At 38.4% G+C, this 24,372-nt stretch carries 35 protein-coding genes; 4 read left to right on the top strand and 31 right to left on the bottom strand.

What is annotated here, in order from left to right:
- Positions 1–50 precede the first annotated feature (50 nt).
- The gene (locus T8I65_RS02900) at positions 51–683 is read left to right on the top strand and encodes a MarC family protein (protein WP_295182143.1); all 633 of its coding nucleotides are present in this window, start codon (positions 51–53) and stop codon (positions 681–683) included.
- Here T8I65_RS02900 and T8I65_RS02895 read toward each other — a convergent pair whose 3' ends face one another.
- Entirely contained in the window at positions 684–887 is a 204-nt protein-coding gene (locus T8I65_RS02895) for a hypothetical protein (protein ID WP_295182145.1), read from the bottom strand.
- 70 nt (positions 888–957) lie between these two features.
- Here T8I65_RS02895 and T8I65_RS02890 point away from each other — a divergent pair, with 70 nt between their 5' ends.
- Genes T8I65_RS02890 through T8I65_RS02880 form a run of 3 tightly spaced genes read left to right on the top strand, consistent with a single transcriptional unit; the run spans position 958 to position 3,902 of the window.
- Entirely contained in the window at positions 958–2,400 is a 1,443-nt protein-coding gene (locus T8I65_RS02890; protein WP_322301957.1) for an SDR family oxidoreductase, read from the top strand.
- Between the two features lie 21 nt (positions 2,401–2,421).
- Positions 2,422–2,889, top strand: coding sequence for a BCCT family transporter (locus T8I65_RS02885; RefSeq protein ID WP_322301956.1), 468 nt, complete (start codon positions 2,422–2,424; stop codon positions 2,887–2,889).
- On the top strand, positions 2,820–3,902 hold the full coding sequence (locus T8I65_RS02880; protein ID WP_322301955.1) for a BCCT family transporter: 1,083 nt from the start codon (positions 2,820–2,822) through the stop codon (positions 3,900–3,902). Before T8I65_RS02885 ends, T8I65_RS02880 begins: the two co-directional genes overlap by 70 nt.
- A gap of 6 nt (positions 3,903–3,908) precedes the next feature.
- On the opposite strand, the gene ctlX is transcribed toward T8I65_RS02880, so the two are convergent.
- The 30 genes from ctlX to rpsC form a co-directional block, all read right to left on the bottom strand.
- Positions 3,909–4,832 (bottom strand): citrulline utilization hydrolase CtlX, encoded by a 924-nt coding sequence (gene ctlX / locus T8I65_RS02875; RefSeq protein ID WP_322301954.1) that lies wholly within the window; start codon positions 4,830–4,832, stop codon positions 3,909–3,911.
- A 9-nt stretch (positions 4,833–4,841) separates the two neighbouring features.
- A complete protein-coding gene (locus T8I65_RS02870) occupies positions 4,842–5,753 on the bottom strand; it encodes a dimethylarginine dimethylaminohydrolase family protein (RefSeq protein WP_322301953.1) in 912 nt (303 codons plus the stop codon).
- 84 nt (positions 5,754–5,837) lie between these two features.
- On the bottom strand, positions 5,838–7,121 hold the full coding sequence (locus T8I65_RS02865) for a citrate synthase (protein ID WP_322301952.1): 1,284 nt from the start codon (positions 7,119–7,121) through the stop codon (positions 5,838–5,840).
- A gap of 233 nt (positions 7,122–7,354) precedes the next feature.
- On the bottom strand, positions 7,355–8,914 hold the full coding sequence (locus T8I65_RS02860; RefSeq protein WP_322301951.1) for a glycogen synthase: 1,560 nt from the start codon (positions 8,912–8,914) through the stop codon (positions 7,355–7,357).
- 144 nt (positions 8,915–9,058) lie between these two features.
- Positions 9,059–10,348 carry a phosphopyruvate hydratase gene (gene eno, locus T8I65_RS02855; protein WP_141876852.1) on the bottom strand — a complete coding sequence of 430 codons (1,290 nt, stop codon included), beginning with the start codon at positions 10,346–10,348 and terminating at the stop codon, positions 9,059–9,061.
- 194 nt (positions 10,349–10,542) lie between these two features.
- Positions 10,543–11,079, bottom strand: a complete 537-nt coding sequence (locus tag T8I65_RS02850) for a hypothetical protein (RefSeq protein ID WP_322301950.1) — start codon at positions 11,077–11,079, stop codon at positions 10,543–10,545.
- A 75-nt stretch (positions 11,080–11,154) separates the two neighbouring features.
- Complete coding sequence (locus T8I65_RS02845) at positions 11,155–12,372, bottom strand: outer membrane beta-barrel protein (RefSeq protein ID WP_322301949.1); 1,218 nt, start codon at positions 12,370–12,372, stop codon at positions 11,155–11,157.
- A 103-nt stretch (positions 12,373–12,475) separates the two neighbouring features.
- A complete protein-coding gene (gene carA, locus T8I65_RS02840; protein WP_322301948.1) occupies positions 12,476–13,591 on the bottom strand; it encodes a glutamine-hydrolyzing carbamoyl-phosphate synthase small subunit in 1,116 nt (371 codons plus the stop codon).
- Between the two features lie 111 nt (positions 13,592–13,702).
- Positions 13,703–14,239 (bottom strand): 50S ribosomal protein L17, encoded by a 537-nt coding sequence (rplQ, locus tag T8I65_RS02835; RefSeq protein ID WP_322301947.1) that lies wholly within the window; start codon positions 14,237–14,239, stop codon positions 13,703–13,705.
- Positions 14,240–14,337: 98 nt separating this feature from the next.
- Entirely contained in the window at positions 14,338–15,330 is a 993-nt protein-coding gene (locus T8I65_RS02830; protein ID WP_026915168.1) for a DNA-directed RNA polymerase subunit alpha, read from the bottom strand.
- A 25-nt stretch (positions 15,331–15,355) separates the two neighbouring features.
- Complete coding sequence (gene rpsD / locus T8I65_RS02825) at positions 15,356–15,961, bottom strand: 30S ribosomal protein S4 (RefSeq protein ID WP_026915167.1); 606 nt, start codon at positions 15,959–15,961, stop codon at positions 15,356–15,358.
- 83 nt (positions 15,962–16,044) lie between these two features.
- The gene (gene rpsK / locus T8I65_RS02820; protein ID WP_026915166.1) at positions 16,045–16,449 is read right to left on the bottom strand and encodes a 30S ribosomal protein S11; all 405 of its coding nucleotides are present in this window, start codon (positions 16,447–16,449) and stop codon (positions 16,045–16,047) included.
- An 8-nt stretch (positions 16,450–16,457) separates the two neighbouring features.
- Positions 16,458–16,832, bottom strand: a complete 375-nt coding sequence (gene rpsM / locus T8I65_RS02815) for a 30S ribosomal protein S13 (RefSeq protein ID WP_322301946.1) — start codon at positions 16,830–16,832, stop codon at positions 16,458–16,460.
- Positions 16,833–16,834: 2 nt separating this feature from the next.
- Positions 16,835–16,951, bottom strand: coding sequence for a type B 50S ribosomal protein L36 (gene ykgO / locus T8I65_RS02810; RefSeq protein WP_010519235.1), 117 nt, complete (start codon positions 16,949–16,951; stop codon positions 16,835–16,837).
- A gap of 115 nt (positions 16,952–17,066) precedes the next feature.
- Entirely contained in the window at positions 17,067–17,282 is a 216-nt protein-coding gene (infA, locus tag T8I65_RS02805; RefSeq protein WP_011710675.1) for a translation initiation factor IF-1, read from the bottom strand.
- A 2-nt stretch (positions 17,283–17,284) separates the two neighbouring features.
- Positions 17,285–18,622, bottom strand: a complete 1,338-nt coding sequence (secY, locus tag T8I65_RS02800; protein ID WP_026915164.1) for a preprotein translocase subunit SecY — start codon at positions 18,620–18,622, stop codon at positions 17,285–17,287.
- 11 nt (positions 18,623–18,633) lie between these two features.
- Complete coding sequence (gene rplO / locus T8I65_RS02795) at positions 18,634–19,086, bottom strand: 50S ribosomal protein L15 (RefSeq protein ID WP_141876846.1); 453 nt, start codon at positions 19,084–19,086, stop codon at positions 18,634–18,636.
- Between the two features lie 9 nt (positions 19,087–19,095).
- Positions 19,096–19,278 carry a 50S ribosomal protein L30 gene (gene rpmD / locus T8I65_RS02790; protein WP_026915162.1) on the bottom strand — a complete coding sequence of 61 codons (183 nt, stop codon included), beginning with the start codon at positions 19,276–19,278 and terminating at the stop codon, positions 19,096–19,098.
- Between the two features lie 14 nt (positions 19,279–19,292).
- Positions 19,293–19,817: a 30S ribosomal protein S5 gene (gene rpsE, locus T8I65_RS02785; RefSeq protein ID WP_011710679.1), complete on the bottom strand. Its 525-nt coding sequence runs from the start codon at positions 19,815–19,817 to the stop codon at positions 19,293–19,295.
- A 5-nt stretch (positions 19,818–19,822) separates the two neighbouring features.
- Positions 19,823–20,179, bottom strand: coding sequence for a 50S ribosomal protein L18 (rplR, locus tag T8I65_RS02780; RefSeq protein ID WP_141876845.1), 357 nt, complete (start codon positions 20,177–20,179; stop codon positions 19,823–19,825).
- Positions 20,180–20,190: 11 nt separating this feature from the next.
- Positions 20,191–20,733: a 50S ribosomal protein L6 gene (gene rplF, locus T8I65_RS02775; protein ID WP_141876844.1), complete on the bottom strand. Its 543-nt coding sequence runs from the start codon at positions 20,731–20,733 to the stop codon at positions 20,191–20,193.
- Positions 20,734–20,752: 19 nt separating this feature from the next.
- Positions 20,753–21,151: a 30S ribosomal protein S8 gene (gene rpsH / locus T8I65_RS02770; RefSeq protein ID WP_141876843.1), complete on the bottom strand. Its 399-nt coding sequence runs from the start codon at positions 21,149–21,151 to the stop codon at positions 20,753–20,755.
- Between the two features lie 56 nt (positions 21,152–21,207).
- Positions 21,208–21,477 carry a 30S ribosomal protein S14 gene (rpsN, locus tag T8I65_RS02765; RefSeq protein ID WP_011710683.1) on the bottom strand — a complete coding sequence of 90 codons (270 nt, stop codon included), beginning with the start codon at positions 21,475–21,477 and terminating at the stop codon, positions 21,208–21,210.
- A 2-nt stretch (positions 21,478–21,479) separates the two neighbouring features.
- Positions 21,480–22,031, bottom strand: a complete 552-nt coding sequence (gene rplE, locus T8I65_RS02760; RefSeq protein WP_298248033.1) for a 50S ribosomal protein L5 — start codon at positions 22,029–22,031, stop codon at positions 21,480–21,482.
- 2 nt (positions 22,032–22,033) lie between these two features.
- Positions 22,034–22,345, bottom strand: coding sequence for a 50S ribosomal protein L24 (gene rplX / locus T8I65_RS02755; protein ID WP_141876841.1), 312 nt, complete (start codon positions 22,343–22,345; stop codon positions 22,034–22,036).
- Between the two features lie 12 nt (positions 22,346–22,357).
- A complete protein-coding gene (rplN, locus tag T8I65_RS02750; RefSeq protein ID WP_141876840.1) occupies positions 22,358–22,726 on the bottom strand; it encodes a 50S ribosomal protein L14 in 369 nt (122 codons plus the stop codon).
- A 3-nt stretch (positions 22,727–22,729) separates the two neighbouring features.
- Entirely contained in the window at positions 22,730–22,987 is a 258-nt protein-coding gene (gene rpsQ / locus T8I65_RS02745; protein ID WP_026915154.1) for a 30S ribosomal protein S17, read from the bottom strand.
- A gap of 18 nt (positions 22,988–23,005) precedes the next feature.
- A complete protein-coding gene (rpmC, locus tag T8I65_RS02740) occupies positions 23,006–23,197 on the bottom strand; it encodes a 50S ribosomal protein L29 (RefSeq protein ID WP_026915153.1) in 192 nt (63 codons plus the stop codon).
- A gap of 10 nt (positions 23,198–23,207) precedes the next feature.
- On the bottom strand, positions 23,208–23,627 hold the full coding sequence (gene rplP, locus T8I65_RS02735) for a 50S ribosomal protein L16 (protein ID WP_026915152.1): 420 nt from the start codon (positions 23,625–23,627) through the stop codon (positions 23,208–23,210).
- Between the two features lie 20 nt (positions 23,628–23,647).
- A complete protein-coding gene (rpsC, locus tag T8I65_RS02730) occupies positions 23,648–24,367 on the bottom strand; it encodes a 30S ribosomal protein S3 (protein WP_026915151.1) in 720 nt (239 codons plus the stop codon).
- Between the last annotated feature and the right edge of the window lie 5 nt (positions 24,368–24,372).

The following is a 24,372-nucleotide window of genomic DNA, read 5'->3' as shown; positions in this document are numbered from 1 at the left end:
AACTTTCCGCGGAAAATCGTTTATCGATGCACATTTGCGGAAAAAAATCAATGGAACTATTCATTTATGTTTTCGCTGCTTTGTTCTCTGTGATCAATCCCCTGGGCACTGTCCCTATTTTCGTTGGACTTACCAAAGAGGACACTAAATCTGAGCGGTCTCGTACTTCCCTCCTTACAGCGATCAATATTTTCGTGATCCTGCTTATAAGTTTTTTTACTGGCAGATATATCCTTAATTTCTTCGGAATAAGCCTCGATTCTTTAAGAATTGCTGGAGGCTTAATTATTACTACTTCTGGTTTTGCCTTGCTAACTGGCTCTTTTGCTAAGCATAAAGGTATGGATAAGCCGAAGGTTCAGGAAGACGCTTTTCAGCGTGATGGCGTATCGCTCACTCCACTGGCCATTCCTATGCTTGCTGGCCCTGGCTCCATATCTTTTTTGATTGGATTATACGAGGAATATGCGACCTGGAATGAGAAAATGATTGCGGTAGGAGCAATTTTTAGTGTTTGTTTAGCTACGCTGCTCGTTCTTAGAAGCTCCTATTATATAGTTTCCATGCTTGGTGCATCTGGGATTAATGCTATTTCCAGAATCATAGGTTTTATTGTGATCGCCATTGGAATTGAATATATAAGTTCCTCTGTGATCAATATCTTCAGAACAATAAGTCTGTAATTAACGCTTGCCAAATGCTAAACCTCCTACCAGAGCGAGCACTCCAAATGCGATCATTGCATAAGATTGTGTGTTATCACCATGAGCTTCTACCTGAAGGGGTCCAGCATCGATGGAAAATTCAGGAGTTAGAATATCATACAACCCATAGCCAATAAGCCCTATCCCAATGATGAGCAGAACAAATTTGAGCACGTTATTCATTTAATAAAGTTTTACTAATCAGAGGTGAAAGTAGCAATTTAATTTATAATTTGAAGATCAAATTTCTCAAATGCGCATACTACTTACCGGTGCTAACGGTTATATTGGCATGAGGCTTCTGCCTCAATTACTTGAACAAGGTCATGATGTAGTATGTGCAGTTCGAAATAAACATAGATTCACTTCCAATGAGGAACTCCGGGAAAAAGTGGAGATCGTAGAGATCGATTATCTTGAAGACACAAAAGCTCCGGAAGCTATCAAAAACATCGATGCCGCCTATTATCTCATCCATTCGATGACCGGCTCTACTGAAGATTTTGATAAACAGGAAGCTCAAGCCGCTACGAACTTTAATACGATGATGGCTGAAACTTCGGTAGAACAAGTAATCTACCTCAGTGGAATTATCAATGAAGAAGAACTATCGAAACATCTAAAATCACGAAAGGCCGTTGAGGAAATCCTATATAAGGGAGAATTTAATGTTACCGTACTCCGTGCCGCGATCATCGTAGGGAGTGGGAGTTCATCCTTTGAGATCATACGCGATCTTTGTGAAAAGTTACCGGTGATGGTGACCCCAAAATGGGTAGACACACGTATACAACCAATTGCTATAAGAAATGTGATACAGTATCTCATTCGGGTTATTGGCTGCGAGGACTGCTATAACGAATCTTATGACATTGGCGGTCCCGATATTCTCACCTATAAGGAAATGATGCTACAATATGCAGAGGTCAGAAGATTAAAGCTTTGGATACTTCGTGTGCCTATCATGTCTCCAAAACTAAGTTCATATTGGCTATATTTTGTAACCTCAACATCCTATAAACTTGCGCAGAACCTGGTAGATAGTATGTCTGTTGAAGTGATCACAAAAGACACACGTTTGCAGGAACTTTTAAACGTTGACCTTATTCCGTATAAAGAAGCTATTAGAATGGCCTTCTATAAGATCGAACAGAATGAAGTCATCTCTAGCTGGAAAGACAGCATGAGTAGTGGTCGTTTTCGCAGGGAGCTGAACAAATACATACAAATACCCAAATACGGGTGTATGCAGGATAAGAAATGCAAGGAAATAAGCGATACTGAAGAAGTACTTGAAAGAGTATGGGCAATTGGTGGACTAACCGGATGGTATTATGGAAACTGGCTCTGGAAGATTAGAGGATATCTGGATAAACTTGCAGGTGGTGTTGGACTTCGCAGAGGCCGTACACATGCTACAAAACTTCATGCAGGTGATTCTCTAGATTTCTGGAGAGTTTTACTTGCCGATAAAGAAGAAAAAAGACTTTTGTTATTTGCAGAAATGAAGGTTCCCGGGGAAGCCTGGCTGGAATTTAAGATCGATGAAAACAATGTGCTTCATCAAAATGCCACTTTTAGACCGAAAGGACTTTTAGGTCGTGCTTACTGGTATGCGATGTACCCGTTTCATTTCTTCATATTTGAGGGGATGATCAATAAGATCGCCTATGGCCCCTCTGGAAAAAAATCTTAAAGGCGGCTCTGTTTAAGTTCCATGAAAGAATTGCTTAGAAATAAAGTACTCACCTTCTCTGGTTCGATTTTATTATCAGGATCGGTTTTCATCTTTCTATTTACAGACAAATTTTATGAAGCTATAGAAAATGGATCTTTATGGGTTCGCGAATACTTCGGAACGTTCTACTTATGGCTTGGATTAGGTTGCGTTCTGTTCCTCCTTATAATCGCTATTTCAAAAATCGGAAGGATAAGATTAGGAAAATCTCCACCGGAGTATGACAGGTTATCCTGGATAGCTATGCTTTACAGTGCCGGAATGGGAGCAGGTATTTTATTGAGAGCTGTTCAGGAACCGGTGTACATGTTCTTGAACCCTCCGATAGCAACAGGTTCTGCTCCAGAAATCATCTCTCTGGAATATACATTTTATCAATGGGGTTTTACTGCCTGGGCCTTCTATGGATTATTTGCATTGATATCATTGCTTACAGTTTATTTGTAGAAAAACAGGATATACGACTAAGTTCCAGTTTCAAAGTATTTCATAGCAATCACTGGGGAAAATCTATTGATATTCTCACGATTCTAACCACCATGATCGGTTTAGTCGCCGCAATTGGACTTGGAACTTCGCAGATAGAGGGAGGAATAAGCCATTTGCAATCAAAAGATCCCGGGAACTTATTAATGAACTTGTTACTCGTTCTTGTTATATGTGTACTGGCCTTCTTCTCGGCCTGGGCTGGTGTAAATAAGGGTATAAAAAGGATCTCCAACTGGAATATTTATATCACTATTTTATTGCTCTTATTTGTTTTCATCCTGGGAAACATCCCTGAAATTATCTCCAATTTCCTGAATTCTTTATATCACTATATATTCGATTTTATCCCACTAAGTCTCGCCGGCGGTAATCTTGATCCAGGAAAGCAATTTCTTACCGACTGGACGTACTATTATTGGGCATTTTGGTTGGCCTGGGCGCCTTTCACCGGTGTGTTTATAGCCAGAATCTCGCAAGGCAGAAGCATTAGAGAGTTGATCTTTGGAGTTCTATTGATTCCTTCACTGGGAAGTTTCTTCTGGTTTAGTGTTTTTGGCACTTCTGCATTTGAAATCATCGGAGACATTGCTACTTACAATAATGAATTCAGTAATGTTTTTACATCTCTTTTTATCTTTTTCGAAAATTACCCTCTCCCTGCCGTATCCAGTTTAGTCGTCATATTACTGTTGATTAGTTTCCTGGTTACTTCAGTAGACTCGGCCATCTTTGTTCTTAGTATGTTTACAGATAAAGGAAACACAGAACCAAAAAAGAAATACCGCCTGGGTTGGGCGGTATTAATATTCATTTTTTGTGAAGCAATTATCGTTCTTGGTCAAACTAAACCAGATTCCAACGTACTCACGGCAATGCAAAAATTCCTGATCATAAGTTCACTTCCATTTGCGATATTAAGCGTAATTATAATCTTCCTCTTCAGTAAAAAACTTCTACAAAAGAAAAATTAGCAAAAATCAGGCTTTAGGTAGAAAAACCTCTGCTATCATGCAACGAGCACTTCCACCTCCGCAAGTTTCGATCGTCTCGATCTCAGAACTTAAGATCTTACAGTGCTTTTCTATAGTATTCACCTGTTCCGCGCTAAGACTTCTGTGTGCACGGGCACTCATCACTAAAAACTTTTCTTCTGCACCCTGCACCTGTAACATGTTACCCGCAAATTCGTGCATTTGCTCTTCACTAATGGAAATGATTTCTTTCCCATCCATTTTAAGATGTTTTACAACATTTTTGCGCTCTTTCTTATCATCTATTGTATCCAGACATATAACCGCAAATTCTTCACCGAGACACATCATCACATTGGTATGATAGATTGGTAGTCGCTTGTCCTTTACACTTTGATAGGCATTAAATATCACCGGTGTGTATTCAAAGTCCTCACAAAACTCAATGACCAGATCTTCATCTGCACGAGGTGAAATTGCACAATAGGCTTTTTGATTCACTCTATCCAGGATCAAACTTCCTGTTCCTTCTAGGAAAATATCATCTTCTTCCGCAGAAGTATAATCTACGATATTATTGATCTTAAGACCAGCTTCCTCGAGCTTGGAGAAATACTCCAGTCGTCTTTCCTTACGTCTGTTTTCAGCAAACATTGGATACAAAGCTATCTCTCCATCACTATGGAATGATACCCAATTGTTTGGAAAAATAGAATCTGGAGTATCTTCTTCTTTAATATCGTCCACCACGATCACCTTTACTCCCACGTCTCTCAGTTTGTTCACGAACGTGTCGAACTCCTCAGTTGCAAGACTATTTACATTAGATTTATCTAATTTCTTCTGAAAATAATTATTGACCGCAGTCTGTTCGTTCATCCTGAAGTTTACCGGTCTAACCATTAAAATGGTATCTGTAATCTGTTTCATAGCTATTTGTTAATCGCGGATTAATGGTAAAGTTGAACAGCGAAGCAATCCTTCCTGTTTCGATATTTCAGCATAAGGCACTTCCTCTACGGTAATCCCCTGCTCTCTTAGCCACGCATTCAGTCGTGTAAATCCTTTTTCTGAAATTACCACATCTTCAGAAATAGAAAAGATATTGGAATTCATATGATACATTTCATCACGGGTAATCTCATAGACGTTTTCTTTTCCGAAGAAATCGACAAGCCAGTTATATTCCTCTTCTATTAAAAATCCGCCTTTGTAAATGATCGCTTTGTTCTTACCTACAGGCTGAAAGCAACAATCCAGGTGCAAAGCATTATCCTTGGCAATATGATTGCTTTTCTTAAGACTAAAACTAATCACCTTTTTATCAGGAAATTCTTTTATTAAGGCGTCTACAGCTTGTTGGTTTGTTCTGGCTGTAATAAAGTTCCGGTAATCCTCTCCTTTATAAGTCCCAATAAATATGTGATCCCCCATAGGCATCACATCTCCTCCTTCAATATGAGCTTCCTCAGGCAAAGTAATGATATTTGCTGGGTCGATCTGTTTGATTACATGCTCTATAGCTTCGATCTCCTGACCCCTGTCAGGCAAAATGTTCGATTTGATAAATTTATCATCGATCACGAATGCAATGTCCCGTGTAAATATCTGGTTGTAATCTTCAATGATCTTTGGTCTGAAAACCTGAACATCGTATTTCTCCAACACTGCGGCTACAGCATCCATCTCTGCCACCATATCTTCTTCAGTTGGATAGGTTCCAGCTATAATATGTTCCTGAGACTTGGGATCGTATGCTTCTTCAAGAGTTGGAATAGGGCCAATACTTTTGGCGGTTCCCAGCACTACTGCGCGTAATCTGGAGGTTTCACTTGATATATGCAATTTCATTGCTAGGGTTTTGACAAATATAAAAAAGCTTCATACGTTGATGAAGCTTTTTTATGGTATTCGTAAAATATGATAGGCAGAAAATTATCTGCTTCCAAGTGGTTTAAAATTTCTAAGGTTCTCTCCAATATAAATCTGTCGAGGCCTTCCAATTGGCTCTTTTCTAAGTCTCATTTCTCTCCATTGTGCGATCCATCCTGGAAGTCTACCTAAAGCAAACATAACGGTAAACATTTCTACTGGAATTCCCAATGCTCTATAAATAATTCCTGAATAGAAATCTACGTTTGGATATAATTTTCTTTTTACGAAGTAATCGTCTTCAAGAGCTTCTTTCTCCAGTCCTTTCGCAATATCCAGAACAGGATCCTGTACACCTAATTGCCCTAATACCTCATCTGCAGATTTCTTGATGATCTTGGCACGTGGATCGAAGTTCTTGTAAACCCTGTGTCCAAAGCCCATCAAACGGAATGGATCTTCCTTATCCTTTGCTTTTTGCATGAATTTATGCGTATCACCACCATCTTCCTTGATCTTTTCAAGCATTTCGATCACAGCCTGGTTAGCTCCACCGTGTAAAGGACCCCATAGTGCTGAAATACCTGCTGAAATAGATGCAAAAAGCCCAGCATGCGATGAACCTACCATTCTTACAGTAGAAGTAGAACAGTTTTGCTCATGATCTGCATGAAGAATTAATAGCTTATCTAATGCTTCAATCACCGCTTTATCTGCACTGTACGATTTATTTGGCTTCTCGAACATCATCTTATGCAGATTCTCTACATATCCAAGATCTTCATCTCCATAGTTTAGCGGAAGACTGTTCTTCTTTCTCAATGTCCATGCAGCAAGTACCGGGAATTTCCCAAGAATCTTTACAATTGCTTTGTACATATCCTCTTCTGAAGAAACATCTACAGAAGACGGATTAAATGCAATAAGAGCACTGGTCAATGATGAAAGAACGCCCATTGGATGCGCAGACTTAGGAAAACCATCAAGGATCTTCTTCATCTCTTCATCTACATGAGACTGCTCTTTAATATCTTTGGTAAACTTTTCAAGTTGTGACTTGTCTGGAAGCTCGCCAAAAATCAAAAGGTAAGCTACTTCAAGAAAATCAGCTTTTTCAGCAAGATCCTCAATTGCGTAACCTCTATATCTAAGCACTCCTTTCTCACCATCAAGGAAGGTGATCGCACTTTCACAGCTACCAGTGTTCTTAAACCCGGGATCCAATGTGATAAGTCCGGCTTCTCCACGAAGCGTCTTGATATCTATACCAATTTCATCTTCAGTTCCCACAGTAACGGGAAATTCATATTTCTTTCCGTCAAATTCGAAAGTTGCTGTTTTAGACATATTATATATTGTTCTTTAGATTAATTTTTAAGGATTGCTAATTTACGAATTTTAGTGTTAAAATTATTTTAAGCCGACTAACGAAATTTCAGAAATACCCCTATTTTCTTCCGTTTTCGTGAATTTTAACTAAGTCTGATGATTAAGTATGGCCTCATTTAATAATTCCGGAAATAATATGGAAAAAATACGCCGACTAGCATCCAGTTTTCAGACAGGAAAGTATCAGGAAATCAATTTACCGAATTAACATCATCTTTATACAGAAACTCGTAATACGCATCTACAGATTTATCCCAGGTGAAGCGCTGTTTTTTAGCATTCTGTTTGATTTTCTTCCATTCCTTTTTATTCTGAAAGAAAAGATCCACCGCATACGAGAACTGCTTTAAAAAGTCAGCCGTCTTCTCAGCAGTAGTTTCACCATCAAAACTAAATCCTGTTTTACCGTGAATAACCGTGTCTTTCAAACCTCCGGTATTATGAACCAGACAGGGTTGTCCATTTCTCATCGCCAGCATCTGGCTAATTCCACAAGGCTCAAACTGACTTGGCATCAAGTAAAGATCAGATTCCTGGTAAAGCATATCGATCACACTTTCAGACTGGGCATTGATGAAAATTAGATTTTTGTATTTATAGCTGGCTTCTCTAAATATTGTTTCGTACTCTGGCGCACCTGTACCTAGTAAAAGATAAATACCATTTACTTCTTCAAGTTTTCTCATTAGAGCTGGTAAAAGTTCTGGGTTTTCTTTGAAATAAAAGAACTTCTGTTCAGTTAACCGGGCTACGCTACTACAAATAAAATCCGGTTGCTTTTGTTGCCAACGCGTAAGTTTTTCTCCTGTGTGCGCTAAGTAATGTGATTTATAATCCTTGTTCTCTTCCTGTAACCAGCGAAAAAGTCGACGGATACATTGCCTAAATAGTATCCCTTTTTCAACGGAATTAATATTGGTATAATTCGCTCCGTTGAGGATTCCGAAAAGTCGGTTTTCGTGATTTGCCATTTTAAGGTCCTCTTCCAGACCTTCTCCACCAATGAAATGCGGCGGATCACTCGGTTTTTGTATGTCTTCCATGTAAGAAGGCGAAACTGTATGTACTGCATCAGCCAGCCTGATCCCAACAGCCATAAGGTTGATACAATCTGGATATCTTCTATCCATTAAAAGTTCATGATCATACGGGACATTCGGAAAAAATGCATCTACCGAGGAATAATTATTACTGAAAGGTCTTATCCCCTGTATTGCCAGGTTGTGGATCGAATACACAAAGCGAATGCTTTTCAGAAGTTTATACTCAGGATCGAATTCTCGCAGGAATAATAACATGCTGGTGTGCCAGTCGTGTAAATGAACAAAATTGATCTCTCCGAAGACACCATCTTTTATGGTAGCTGCAACTGCAGAACAAAAGAGAGAAAATATGTTAGCATCTGTGAAAAATGGCTGGTCAGCATCATTAAAATAAATATGCGCAATATCACCCGCTTTTATATCGTGATGATGAATTACGAAATGCCTGATACCTTCTATTTCCTTTTTCCCCTGAACTTCATAAAACTCCCCGGTATGAGGAACACCTCTAAAAGTAAATTTAATTTCAGTGATACGATTGCTATCCTGAAGATGGATCCTGGAGTAAGATGGAGTGATCACAATTGCTTCATCGCCTCTAGCAGCGATCTGTCTTGGAACATCCCTTACTACATCGCCCATTCCCCCGGCTTTACAACGTGGAATTGCATCATTTTCCGCAGCGACAAATAAGAATTTAGATTTCAATAGTATGGTTGGTTATTTAATTGAAAATAAGGATTCTATTGAATACCGAAGTATTCTTTTAATTAAATGATTGTTAATATACTATTTACTTCACAAAAAAAGCCCCTTCAAACTGAAGAGGCTTTAGAAAAATATATGCTTCGCTTATTTTATCTTAAAAGCTTTGTCTTGCGGATAATATGCAACCTCACCCAATTCTTCTTCGATTCTAAGTAGTTGATTGTATTTAGCCATTCTATCACTTCTTGATGCAGAACCTGTTTTGATCTGTCCTGTATTCAGCGCAACTGCAAGATCTGCAATTGTATTATCCTCTGTTTCTCCAGAACGGTGTGACATTACTGATGTATATCCGGCATTGTGAGCCATATTTACAGCAGCGATAGTTTCGGTTAAAGTACCAATCTGGTTTACTTTGATAAGTATTGAGTTGGCGATATTTTCTTTAATTCCTCTTCCAAGACGCTCTACATTCGTCACGAAAAGGTCATCTCCAACTAACTGAACTTTATCTCCGATCTTATCAGTAACGGCTTTCCAACCTTCCCAGTCATTTTCATCCATACCATCTTCAATAGAAATAATCGGGTATTTAGATGCTAATTCTGCCAGGTATTCTGCCTGCTCTTCACTAGTTCTAATTTTACCCTTATCACCTTCAAATTTGGTGTAATCATACTTACCATCCACAAAAAATTCAGCAGCGGCACAATCCAGTGCAATCATTACTTCCTTGCCTGGTTCGTATCCAGCCTGCTTAATAGCTTTTAGTATGGTATCCAAAGCATCTTCAGTTCCATCAAGAGTCGGTGCAAAACCACCTTCATCACCTACTGCAGTACTCAACCCACGATCATGAAGTACTTTCTTCAAATTATGGAAGATCTCTGTACCTGTCTTTAAAGCATGAGAAAAACTCTCTGCCATTACCGGCATGATCATAAATTCCTGAAACGCAATAGGAGCGTCACTATGTGAACCTCCGTTAATAATATTCATCATAGGTACAGGTAGTGTGTTAGCACTAACTCCACCAATGTATCTGTACAATGGCATATTAAGTTCATTCGCAGCTGCTTTGGCAACAGCTAGGGAAACACCTAAAATGGCATTAGCACCTAACTTTGATTTGTTAGGAGTTCCATCAAGGTCTCTCATCGTTTGATCGATAAGATTTTGTTCAAATACAGAAAAACCCAAAAGCTTTTGAGCTATCTCCCCATTTACGTTCTCGATCGCTTTAGATACTCCTTTACCCATAAAGTCATCTCCTCCGTCACGAAGTTCAACAGCTTCATGCTCTCCGGTGGATGCTCCAGATGGAACTGCAGCTCTACCCATTATCCCATTTTCTGTGTAAACATCTACTTCTACGGTTGGATTTCCTCTTGAATCAAAAATCTGACGTGCATGTATATCTAAAATTGCGCTCATGTTCTGTATTTTAATATTTATTTGAATTACAGGCAAGATACGAATACAAGGATTAAATTCCGACTGAGAGAGCTAGTTTTAAAGCATTTATAACAGGAAATCTACTAAAACGTTTTCGAAGTTGCAGTCATAACAAAACTAAAAATCCCGGTTTGAAACCGGGAATAGAATTATATTAAGAAACATAGCGAATTTTAGCTTCTATTTTTTCCTAGCTTAAATCCTAGTTGAAGATCAATAAGCGGAGATACATAACCATCGCCATTATCGTTAAAACCATAACCAATCCCAAGATTTAAGTTTAGTTTGAAATTGCTATTATATACCCGCTGTAGCCCCCAGGCTGGACCAACGAATCCTGACAGATCATTTCGTAATTCCATATCGCCAAAGAGTGGCTCACCACTGGATAACAATAGCACTCCTGCTACATAATTCCCGCTATTCTCGGATACCATCTTTCCTTTCTCGATCCTTTTATCAAAATTATAGTACCAACGGTATTGCGCTCTTAAATTGGGATAAACGCCGAATTCACTTTCATCCGTAAAGTCTGAATAATGATAGCCGAAACCAAAACCAAGGTTGGCATCAAAACTGGTATTATCACCCAGGGCAAGCTCATATTCTGCTGAAGGCATTAAAATGTTTAAAGAAAACTGATTTTCTGTTGATTGTGAAAAGCTTAAATTGCTAATAAGCAATCCAAGTGCTAAAAGTACTATCCTCATAATCGGTAATTCATTTTTTTATGCTATCAGACACCATTGAAATCAGATTTCTATTTCATCGAAACTCTCCCAAAACTAGAAAATAGCGTATTCAAGTTTTAAACTGAAACTGGAATATGAACTTTTCCAATCAAGATCGTAGTTGGCCTCTACAAACTTCTCACCAGCAATATTTTTTGAAGTGTAATCAACGCCTATGCTAAGTTTATCGGATACAGTGTAACCAATTCCTAATCCAAGACCAAAATTAGTGTCTAATTCATTTAGGACGGGATCCATTGCTCTGCCAGTATTTGCGTATAAAATTTCCGAACCGACAGGGACGTCCACTATAGGACCTATATGGACAAAAAGTTTTGATTTTTCACTCAGATAAAAATAGTGCCTCAAAGCTAAAAATGTGGAGACTGAATTGTAACGCACTCTTAAATCTGATTTGTAACCGGCATTCTCAATCAATTGTTCATCCTGAAATCCTCTATAAGTCGTTTCGATAGCTGTAGACCATTTATACTTGTTAAAATTGAAAATATACTCCAATTCCAATCCAACACTATATTCCAGTCCACTTAAACTTGTCCCCCCTGCGCCGAGTCCCTTGTCAACTTCTAGGTTTGCCAATCCTAAACCTACTACCGGATACAAGACCCATTTTGAATTTTTCTGACTATTAAAATAGATATCTGAATCTGATCCCAGACATTTATTTAAATTTTGGACATAGCCCATCAAATCTCTACGACTATAAGCGATGTCAGTTACATCAAAATTCCTATCGTTACATTTAAGGTCTGATATTAATTGTTGACGATACCTTAGGTTCTCTTTTATCTTACTGTTTACTCGGTATTTCTTTTGAATTAATGGTTCTAATTTTTCTCCATTCTTTCTGTAAAAGAAATTAACCTTGTTTCTGGATACATATTCATAGAAATCAACCTCACCATCTATCAGTAATCTTAGAAATACATTCTTTACAGTAAAGTCTGGGCTTCTATCGCTACTTAGGTCACTTGTTTTCTCGGAAGACATTTCAATCTTTGCAGATTCATTGATAAAATAAAACTCATTTACTTTGAATTCTTGAATTTCTTTTAATTCAGCAGTCTTGACCTCTGTGTTCTTACTTAGTTTGTAATCAAAGCTTTCTGGATTGTATACCCAGTCTGAATTCTTAATTAAGCAATTAACCCTTTCACCTGAGATAGTTACGAAATAACCTTTTTCAAACTGGATTTGGGAAGATGCAGTTGCACATATTAGAAATGCAAATAGGGCGACGAAATTTTTCATTAATTAGATTTGTTGTTCAAAACTAGAACTTAAATCTACAATACCAAATTTATTTTACCTGTAAGAGTAATAAAAAAGCCGGAGTGTGAACTCCGGCTTTTTACTATGCTGACTGCTTTTTCTTGATGCGATCTATGAATTCATCGAAAAGATAACTAGCGTCATGTGGCCCTGGACCAGCTTCCGGGTGATATTGTACAGAGAACACATTCTTTGATTTCATAGCTAATCCACCAAGCGTTTGATCATTTAGGCAAACATGGGTTACCTCCACATTTGCGTGAGCTTCGGTTTGCGCTTTATCTACAGAGAAACCATGATTTTGAGAAGTGATCTCACCTTTACCGGTAACCAGGTTCTTTACCGGGTGATTAATTCCGCGGTGACCATGATGCATCTTGTAAGTTTCAATACCATTAGCAAGTGCAATGATCTGGTGACCAAGGCAAATTCCGAATAAAGGATGATCGTTCTCAATGATCTGTTTTGTTACCCGAATTGCATTTTCAAGTGGCTGAGGATCTCCGGGACCATTGGACAGGAAATAACCGTCTGGGTCCCATGATTTCATATCTTCATAACTGGCGTCATAAGGAAAAACTTTGATGTAAGCACCGCGTTGAGCAAGGTGACGTAGAATATTCGTTTTAATACCAACATCCAATGCTGCAATTCTTAAATCTGAATTTTCATCCCCATAATAGTAAGCTTCTTTTGTAGAAACTTTCGAAGCAAGTTCAAGACCGTTCATATCCGGAACCCCCTTAAGCTTATTCTGAAGAGATTCAATATTTTCAACATCTGTCGATATAATAGCGTTCATGGCGCCATTTTCGCGAATATAAGTAACAAGCGCACGGGTATCTACATCAGATATTGCAAAGATCTTATTGGCATCTAAAAATTCCTGTAGTGTTTGATCAGCTGAAGGTCTGGTTTGTACGTAGCTAAAGTTTTTACAAATCAACCCAGCAATTTTAGCTCCGTTGGATTCATTCTCATCCTTACTCGTACCATAATTACCAATATGAGCATTGGTGGTCACCATGAGCTGCCCATAATAAGAAGGATCAGTAAAGATCTCCTGGTATCCTGTCATACCGGTGTTGAAGCATACTTCCCCTGAAGCCTCACCTTCAGCATTACCTACTGCTTTTCCATAGAAGATCGTTCCATCTTCCAGTAAAATGATCGCTTTTCTTTTAGCCTGATATTTCATAGTTATGTTGTTGTGGCAATAAAATTAAACAATTATCGTATGGATATAAAAAAAAGGATAAACTCTGAAAGTTTATCCTTTTTAAAAATTAGAAGTTGAAAAGATTCATTTCTATTCGTCTTTTTTATCTTCTTTATTATCTGTCTTAGGCTCTTCAGCTTTAGACTCTTCTTTTTTTGTTTCGGCCTTCGCTTCGTCAGGTTGAGCCGTAGTTTCTTCAGCTTTCTTCTTACCTGCTCTACGAGTAGACTTTTTCTTCTTAGGTTTATCTCCGCTTACGTTGTAAGTCTCATTGAAATCAACCAATTCGACAAGGGCCATTTCAGCAGCATCTCCAAGACGACTACCAAGTTTGATAACTCTTGTGTATCCACCTGGACGATCACCTACTTTAGGAGCAACCTCGCGAAATAGTTCGCTAACTGCTTCTTTGCTTCTTAACTTACTAAAAACAATACGTCTGTTGTGAGTAGTATCATCTTTAGACTTAGTTACTAGAGGCTCAACAAAAACTTTTAAAGCTTTAGCTTTTGCAACTGTAGTGTTGATGCGCTTGTGTTCAATTAGGGAACATGCCATATTCGCAAGCATAGCTTTACGATGAGCTGTTTTTCTACCTAAATGATTTGTTTTTTTTCCGTGTCTCATGACTTTTTATCTTTTGCCATCTTGCTTCTACCCTTTATGGGGAGCAAAATATGACAGATTTGAATTATAAAAGAAAGGCGAGAGATCCCGCCTTTATATTAGTCTTTATCGAGTTTATATTTTGAAAGGTCCATTCCAAAGTTTAAACCTTTATTACTTACAAGTTCTTCTAATTCAGTTAGAGATTTCTTTCCGAAATTCCTGAACTTCATAAGGTCATTCTTATTGTAAGAAACAAGGTCTCCTAAAGTATCAACTTCAGCAGCTTTTAGACAGTTCAACGCTCTAACAGACAGATCAAGATCGACCAGTTTAGTTTTAAGCAATTGTCTCATGTGAAGACTTTCTTCATCATAAGTTTCAGTCTGAGCGATCTCATCAGCCTCTAAAGTGATTCTCTCATCAGAGAACAACATAAAGTGGTGAATTAGAGTTTTCGCAGCTTCAGTTAAAGCATCTTTAGGATGGATAGAACCGTCACTAATGATTTCGAATACCAGCTTCTCATAGTCAGTCTTCTGCTCCACACGGTAATTCTCGATACTATATTTTACATTCTTTATAGGAGTGTAAATAGAATCTACGAATATGGTACCTAGTGGTGCATTGGCCTTCTTGTTTTCTTCTGCCGGAACGTAACCTCTACCTTTTTCAATGGTAACTTCCATGTTCAGATTTACTTTCTTATCCATATGACAGATCACCTGATCTGGATTTAGGATTTGGAAACCTGAAATAAATTTCTGGAAGTGACCGGCAGTTAATTGCTCTTCTCCGGAAACTGAAATTGTTACTGATTCGTTATCGATCTCATCGATCTGTCTTTTGAATCTAACTTGTTTTAGGTTCAAAATGATCTCAGTTACATCTTCCACTACACCTGCGATGGTAGAGAATTCGTGATCTACACCTTCAATTCTTACTGAAGTGATCGCGAAACCTTCCAAAGAAGATAAAAGCACTCGTCTTAAAGCGTTACCAACAGTCAATCCATATCCAGGCTCCAAAGGGCGAAATTCAAATTTCCCTTCGAAATCTGTAGAATCAATCATTATAACTTTATCGGGCTTCTGAAAATTTAGTATTGCCATATTTCGACTTCTGTATGATGAATTATTATTTCGAATATAATTCGACTATAAATTGCTCGTTGATGTTTTCAGGAATTTGAACTCTTCCTGGAACAGAAACGAAAGTACCTTCTTTCTTTTCAGAATTCCATGAAAGCCATTCGTAAACATTACTGCTATTAGATAATGACTCCTGAATCACACCAAGTGATTTAGATTTTTCTCTTACCCCAACAACATCACCAGCCTTTAGGTGGTAAGAAGGAATATTTACAAGTTCTCCGTTTACAGTGATATGACGGTGACCTACTAATTGACGAGCAGCTCTTCTTGAAGGCGCTACACCCATACGGTACACTACATTATCTAAACGAGACTCACAAAGTTGAAGAAGAACCTCACCGGTAATACCCTGTGCTCTGGTTGCTTTTTCAAACATATTACGGAATTGACGCTCAAGGATACCATAAGTATACTTAGCTTTTTGCTTTTCCATCAACTGGATTGCATATTCCGATTTCTTTCCTCTACGACGGTTATTACCGTGCTGTCCTGGAGGATAATTTCTTTTTTCGAAAGATTTGTCGTCACCAAAAATAGCTTCACCGAACTTACGGGCTATTTTAGTTTTTGGACCAGTATATCTTGCCATTACTTAAGTTGTTTTGAAAAGGGATTATGAATTAAGGCATAAGTCCTTCGATAATCTTAATCCTTCTCTATGATTAAATTTTTTTAAACTCTACGTCTCTTAGGAGGACGACATCCATTATGTGGAAGTGGAGTGATGTCGATAATTTCAGTAACCTCGATACCACTATTGTGCACTGCTCTAATAGCAGACTCTCTACCATTTCCAGGACCTTTCACATAAACCTTAACTTTACGCATCCCAGCTTCATGTGCTACTTTCGAAGCATCTTCAGCAGCTAACTGCGCAGCATAAGGTGTATTTTTCTTGGATCCTCTAAAGCCCATCTTACCAGCAGATGACCACGCTACAACATCACCCTTTTTATTGGTAAGGGAAATAATGATGTTATTAAAAGAAGCAGTAACGTGAGCTTCACCGTTGGATTCAACGATTACTTTACGTTTCTTCTGAGTCTTACCGGCCTTTTGATTTGTCTTCTTTGCCATACTAATTACTATTTAGTTGCTTTTTTCTTGTTAGCAACTGTTTTTCTTCTACCTTTTCTGGTTCTCGAGTTATTCTTAGTACGCTGCCCTCTTAAAGGTAAACCAGCTCTGTGACGAATTCCTCTGTAACATCCAATGTCCATAAGACGTTTGATGCTCATCTGAACTTCAGTACGCAACTCACCTTCGATTGTAAACTGACCAACGGCTTCACGAATTTTACCGATTTCATCATCGTCCCATTCAGAAACTTTCTTACTCTGGTCTACTTTAGCTTGTGCAAGTATCTCTTGAGCCCTGCTTCTGCCAATTCCGAAGATATAGGTCAACGCTATAACTCCTCGCTTTTGTTTAGGTATATCTACCCCTGCAATTCTTGCCATAATTAGCCTTGTCTTTGTTTAAATCTAGGATTCTTTTTGTTAATAACGTAAAGGCGCCCTTTCCTGCGAACAATCTTGCAGTCGGCACTTCTCTTTTTTATTGATGCTCTAACTTTCATCTTATCTCTTTTTAATTCACTTACAAGGAATTATCCTTTTAGTGAAATTTTAGCCGTCATAAATTTTTCAGAGTGCAAAAGTATAAAAAATTTATAAAAGGCTGAAAATTACTTTTTAGTATCTGTAAGTTATTCGAGCCTTAGTTAAATCATAAGGACTCATTTCCAGTTTCACCTTATCTCCAGGAAGTAATTTAATGTAATGCATACGCATCTTTCCAGAGATATGTGCAGTCACTACGTGACCATTCTCTAATTCCACACGAAACATTGCATTAGACAATGCTTCAATAATGGTTCCGTCTTGTTCAATCGCTGCCTGCTTTGCCATAATTAAGCTACTGCTTTTCTGTTTTTACCTGTTTTCATTAATCCGTCATAGTGTCTATTCAGTAGATAAGAATTTACCTGCTGCATAGTATCTATCGCAACTCCAACCATAATTAGAAGTGAAGTACCTCCGAAGAACAACGCCCAACTTTGCTGTACACCCAACAAAGAGAAAACTATTGCAGGGAACACCGCAATAAGAGCCAGGAATATAGATCCAGGAAGCGTAATTTGAGACATGATCCTATCTAAGTATTCAGCAGTTTCAGTTCCTGGACGGATCCCTGGAATAAAACCACCACTTCGTTTAAGATCATCTGCCATCTTATTTGTTGGTACCGTGATCGCTGTATAGAAATATGTAAAGACAATAATCAATAAAGCGAATACAAGGTTATACCAGAAACCAAAGATGTTTTGAAATGCTGCCGTCACACCCTGAGCAGTATCTGAGTCTGATAGACCAGCAAGAGCTACAGGAATGAACATAATCGCCTGAGCGAAAATGATTGGCATTACCCCAGAAGCATTTAATTTCAAAGGGATATACTGTCTTGAACCAAACACATTCTTTTCATATCCGCCAGAAGCAGATCTTCTTGCATACTGTACAGGTATTTGACGTACTGCCATTACCAACATTACAGACGCCATGATGATAGCAAACCAGATCACCAGTTCAATAAGGATCATTACCATACCACCATTGGATTCAAATACTCTGGAAGCGAATTCCTGAATGAATGCCTGAGGTAGAGTAGCAATAATACCCACCATAATTAACAATGAAATACCATTACCAATCCCTTTATCTGTGATCTTCTCACCTAACCACATCGCGAAAATTGTACCTGTGGTAAGTATTATTACTGAGGAGATAACAAAAGTTAAGTTATCGCCAAGCAAGAATGCTTCTCCAGGCAAGGTAGCAAACAGGTTATAAATATAACCAGGTCCCTGAACTAATGTGATAGCAATGGTTAACCATCGGGTGATTTGATTGATCTTTTTACGTCCACTTTCACCTTCTTTCTGAAGCTTTTGCAAGTAAGGAATAGCAATCCCCATTAATTGCACTACAATAGAGGCTGATATATAAGGCATAATACCTAAAGCAAATACTGAAGCATTCGAGAACGCTCCACCTGTAAATGCATTAAGTAGACCTAATAGTCCACTATCTGTCTGGTTAGCCAGACTTGAAAGTTGAGCGGCATCAATTCCGGGAAGCACTACCTGCGCCCCGAAACGATATACCAAAAGCAAACCGAGGGTTACTAAAATTCTATTTTTTAGCTCCTCGATTTTCCAAATATTTTGAATCGTATTGATGAATTTCATTTGATTATCTATTATAAAGTAACAACTTCACCTCCGGCAGCTTCGATAGCTTCTTTCGCTGAGGCCGTAAATTTATGAACAGATATTTTCAACTTTGCCTTTAATTCACCTCTACCTAATATCTTAACAAGCTCGTTTCTTCCGGCAAGACCGTTTTCTGCAAGCACGTCCATATCAACTGTATCCTTAATTCTTCCTTCATCAACAAGAGATTGAAGAGTATCCAGGTTAATTCCCTGGTAAACCTTACGATTTCTGTTGGTGAATCCAAACTTAGGCACACGTCTTTGAAGTGGCATTTGCCCTCCTTCAAATCCGATCTTTTTTGAATAACCAGAACGAGACTTGGCTCCTTTGTGACCTCTGGTAGAGGTTCCACCTTTACCAGATCCTTCACCGCGACCAATACGCTTGCTATTCTTTCTAACTGAACCTTCTGCAGGTTTTAAGTTACTTAAATCCATGAGAGATTATTATTTTGTTTCTTCAACAGAAACTAAGTGTTTAACTTTATTTACCATACCAAGGATGTTTGGCGTATCGTCATGTTCAACCGTCTGCCCGATCTTCTTAAGTCCAAGAGACTCAAGCACGAGTTTTTGATTTTTCGTGCGATTAATAGCACTTTTCCTTTTAGTGACTTTTATCTTTCCCATCTTATTCCTTGATTTTAACCTTTAAATACTTTTTCCAAAGAAACACCTCTCTGTTTTGCAACAGTTTCAGCACTTCTCAATTGAAGTAAAGCATCAAAAGTAGCTTTGACTACGTTGTGTGGGTTCGAAGATCCCTGATTCTTAGAAAGTACATCATGCACACCTACAGACTCAAGTACCGCACGAATCGCTCCACCGGCAATGATACCAGTACCAGCTGCAGCAGGAAGAAGCATAACTCTTGCTCCACCATACTTACCTTTTTGTTCGTGAGGTAATGTTCCTTTATGTAAAGGGATGCGTACCAGATTTTTCTTAGCGTCTTCTACAGCCTTAGAGATAGCATCTGCCACTTCTTTGGATTTACCAAGTCCCTGACCAACTACACCATTTTCATCTCCTACTACAACAATAGCAGAGAATCCAAAGGCTCTACCACCTTTTGTAACCTTAGTAACACGTTGTACTCCAACCAAACGGTCCTTTAATTCAAGACCTCCTGGTTTTACATGTTCTACGTTTTTATAATCTTGATACATATTTTCTAGAATTTAAGTCCTCCTTCGCGAGCACCTTCTGCTAATGATTTAACTCTACCGTGATATAGATATCCACCTCTATCGAAGGAGATTGTATCGATACCAGCACTTTTCGCTTTCTCAGCAATGGCTTTACCAACCATTTGAGCCTGCTCTTTTCTATCTGCAGAAGCAGACACGATATCTTTATCTCTTGAAGATGCTGAAGCTAAAGTTTTACCTTCAACGTCATCGATAATCTGAGCATAAATCTCTTTATTGCTTCTGAATACAGATAATCTAGGACGGCTTGTTGTTCCAACGATATCCCTACGGATACGTTTTCTAATTTTATTTCTTCTATCTTGTTTTGACACTGCCATAACTATCTTTATTATGCTGATTTACCTGCTTTTCTTCTCAATTGCTCACCAACAAATTTGATACCTTTTCCTTTGTAAGGTTCAGGTTTTCTCATTGATCGGATCTTCGCAGCTACCTGTCCTACAAGTTGCTTGTCATGTGAAGTAAGTTTAACGACAGGGTTCTTACCTTTTTCTGAGATCGTCTCCACTTTAACTTCGGGAGCCAAATCTAGTACAATATTGTGAGAATAACCAACAGCCAAATCAAGCTTGTTACCCTGGTTGCTAGCTCTATAACCAACACCTACAAGTTCAAGTGATTTAGTGAATCCATTAGATACACCTTCAATCATATTATTTACCAAAGCACGATAAAGACCGTGTTTTGCTTTCTGATCACTTTTATCAGAAGTACGCTCAAAAGTAATTACATTATCTTCGATTTTAACATCGATATCCTGTACCTGCTGCTTAAGCTCTCCTAATTTTCCTTTTACCGTAACAAGACCATCTTTGTGCTCTACTGTCACACCTTCTGGAATTGTAATGGGATTTTTACCTATTCTTGACATCTCTTTAGTCTTTTAAGTATTAGTAAACGTAGCACAGTACTTCACCACCAACTTTGTCGGCTTTAGCCTGTTTTCCAGTCATAACTCCGTGAGAAGTTGAAACAATCGCGATACCAAGACCATTCAGGATTCTTGGAATCTCTGTTGATCCGGCATACTTACGTAAACCAGGTTTACTTATTCGTTGAATCTTCTTAATTACTGGCTCTTTAGTAATCTTATCATACTTAAGAGCGATCTTGATCACTCCCTGAGCGGTAGTGTCTTCGAATTTGTAACTTAGAATATATCCCTGATCGAATAATATCTTAGTGATCTCTTTTTTAACATTGGAAGCAGGAATTTCCACAACTCTGTGGTTTGCAGCATTTGCATTCCTGATTCTTGTTAAGTAATCTGCAATAGGATCTGTATTCATTTAAATTTATTTGCGGATGTGGTTTTCCTTATTGAACCTTCATCCAGTTTATAATATTACCAGCTTGCCTTTTTAACACCTGGTATAAGACCTTGATTAGCCATCTCTCTGAACATTACTCGAGAAAGACCAAATTGTCTCATATACCCTTTTGGTCTTCCAGTTAATTTACATCTGTTGTGCAAACGAACCGGAGAAGAATTCTTTGGTAGTTTCTGTAAACCTTCGTAATCACCTGCTTCTTTAAGGGCAGCGCGTTTCTCAGCATACTTCTTTACCAATTTCTGTCTTTTCACCTCACGGGCTTTCATTGATTCTTTAGCCATAATTAGTTCTTTTTAAAAGGTAATCCTAGTTCGGTTAACAATGCTTTTGCTTCCTTATCGGTTTCCGCAGAAGTAACAAAAGTGATATCCATTCCAGCGATTCTATTCACAGCATCGATATCGATCTCAGGAAAGATGATTTGCTCAGTGATTCCAAGGTTGTAATTTCCTCTACCATCAAACCCATTAGATTTGATACCATTAAAATCACGAACACGTGGCAATGCACTAGTAATCAATCTATCCAGGAATTCATACATTCTATACCCACGTAAAGTTACTTTAGCGCCAATTGGCATTCCTTTACGTAATTTGAATGATGCAACATCCTTCTTAGAGATCGTAGCAACAGCCTTTTGTCCACTAATTGCGGAAAGTTCGTCGATTGCATGGTCGATAAGTTTCTTATCTGCCACTGCTCCACCAACTCCACGGCTAATTACTATCTTCTCCAGTTTTGGCACCTCCATGATATTGGAGTAACTGAATTCATCCTTAAGAGCATTCTTAACTCTCTCGTTATATTCCTGTCTAAGTCTTGGTACGTATGCCATAACTATATTACTTCATTAGATTTTTTAGAGAATCTCACTTTCTTTCCATCTTCTTCTCTATAACCAACTCTCGTTGTATCACCGTTCTTGTCGATAAGTGATAGATTAGAAATATGGATTGGAGCTTCTTTCTCCTTAATTCCACCTTGTGGATTAGAAGCACTAGGCTTCTCATGCTTAGAGATCATATTAACCCCTTCCACAATAGCTTTATTCTTCTCGATAAGTACCTTCTGCACTTTCCCTTCCTGACCCTTATGGTCACCAGCGATTACACGTACGGTATCTCCTGATTTTATTTTAAGCTTTGTCATTTTCTTAATGTATTAAAGCACTTCAGGTGCCAATGATACAATTTTCATGAATTGCTTATCACGAAGTTCACGTGCTACAGGACCAAATACACGAGTACCGCGCATTTCACCCTGAGGACCTAAAAGTACACATGCATTATCATCAAAACGGATATAAGATCCATCTGGTCTGCGTACTTCTTTCTTGGTACGAACAACAACTGCTGTTGAAACTGCACCCTTCTTGATATTTCCGTTAGGTGTAGATTCTTTTACACTGACAACTATCTTGTCTCCAACAGATGCGTATCTTTTCTTTGTACCTCCTAACACACGGATAGTAAGGACTTCCTTAGCTCCGGTGTTATCTGCTACTTTTAGTCTGGACTCTTGTTGTACCATGATTTACTTCGCTCTTTCAATTATTTCTACTAATCTCCAAGTCTTGGATTTACTTAAAGGTCTTGTTTCCATGATCTTTACAGTATCACCTTCGTTGCAGTCGTTATTTTCGTCGTGTGCTACGTACTTTTTCGTTTTCAAAACGAATTTTCCATACATAGGGTGTTTTACTTTTTTCACTTCAGCAACCACTATGGATTTCTGCATTTTGTTACTTGTAACAACCCCTACACGCTCTTTTCTTAAGTTTCTTTTTTCCATCTTTCAGCAGAATAACAATTATTGTTGTTCTCTTTTAGTTAACTCTGTAGCTAATCTCGCCACTTTTCTCCTTTCAGTTCTCAACTGTATCGGATTCTCCAAAGGCGAAACAGCATGAGCCATTTTTAAATCTGAATAAGCTTTTCGAGACTTACCAAGCTCTTCTTGCAATTCTGCAACAGACAATTCTTTTACTTCTGATTGTTTCATAATTCCAATATTATTCTTGATAATCTCTAGCTACAACAAATTTTGTTCTTACCGGAAGTTTTTGTGCTGCAAGACGTAAAGCCTCTTTAGCAGTTGCCATTGGTACTCCACCAATTTCAAACATTATTCTTCCTGGTTTAACCACTGCTGCCCAATATTCCACGGCACCTTTACCTTTACCCATACGTACTTCAAGAGGTTTCTTTGTGATAGGCTTATCTGGGAAAATTTTGATCCAGATAGAACCTTCTCTTTTCATATATCGGGTAGCGGCGATACGCGCAGCTTCTATTTGACGTGCAGTAACAAAGCTGGAATCCATTGATTTGATTCCGAAGGTTCCGTTTGAAAGTCTATGCCCTCTTTGAGCAAGCCCTTTCATACGGCCTTTTTGTTGCTTACGGTATTTTGTTCTTTTAGGTTGTAACATTTTTTCTTTCCTTTAAAAAATTACTTTCTACGACGTGATTTGTTCCCACCTCGTCCGGCACCGGATTTCTTTCCTTGGTTCTTTGCAAGACCAACTAGAGGCGAAAGCTCTCTTTTTCCGTATACCTCACCCTTCATGATCCAAACTTTAATCCCCAATCTACCATAGGTAGTATGAGCTTCGATCAAAGCATAATCAATATCAGCCCTAAAAGTAGACAAAGGTATTCTTCCATCCTTGTATGATTCTGAACGTGCCATTTCAGCACCATTTAAACGTCCGGAAATCTCAATCTTGATTCCTTCAGCATTCATTCTCATTGCAGCCGCAATAGCCATTTTGATTGCACGACGGTAAGAGATTCTATTCTCAATTTGTCTAGCAACACTTGAAGCAACTAAATGCGCATCAAGTTCTGGCCTTTTGATTTCAAAGATGTTAATTTGAACCTCCTTGTCGGTAATCTTTTTAAGCTCTTCCTTAAGCTTGTCTACCTCCTGTCCACCTTTCCCGATAATAATACCAGGTCTGGCAGTAGTGATAGTAACGGTTACAAGCTTAAGCGTGCGCTCGATGATTACACGCGATACACTCGCTTTAGAAAGACGAGCATGGATGTACTTTCTAATCTTATCGTCTTCGGCAAGTTTATCGCCGTAGTCATTACCTCCGTACCAGTTGGATTCCCAACCTCTAATGATACCAAGGCGATTCCCGATTGGATTTGTTTTCTGTCCCATACTAT

The organism is Christiangramia sp. OXR-203 (assembly GCF_034372165.1).
Classification (GTDB): Bacteria; Bacteroidota; Bacteroidia; order Flavobacteriales; family Flavobacteriaceae; genus Christiangramia.
Note: the sequence above shows the minus strand (reverse complement) of the source record. Positions and strands in the feature narration are given on the sequence as shown.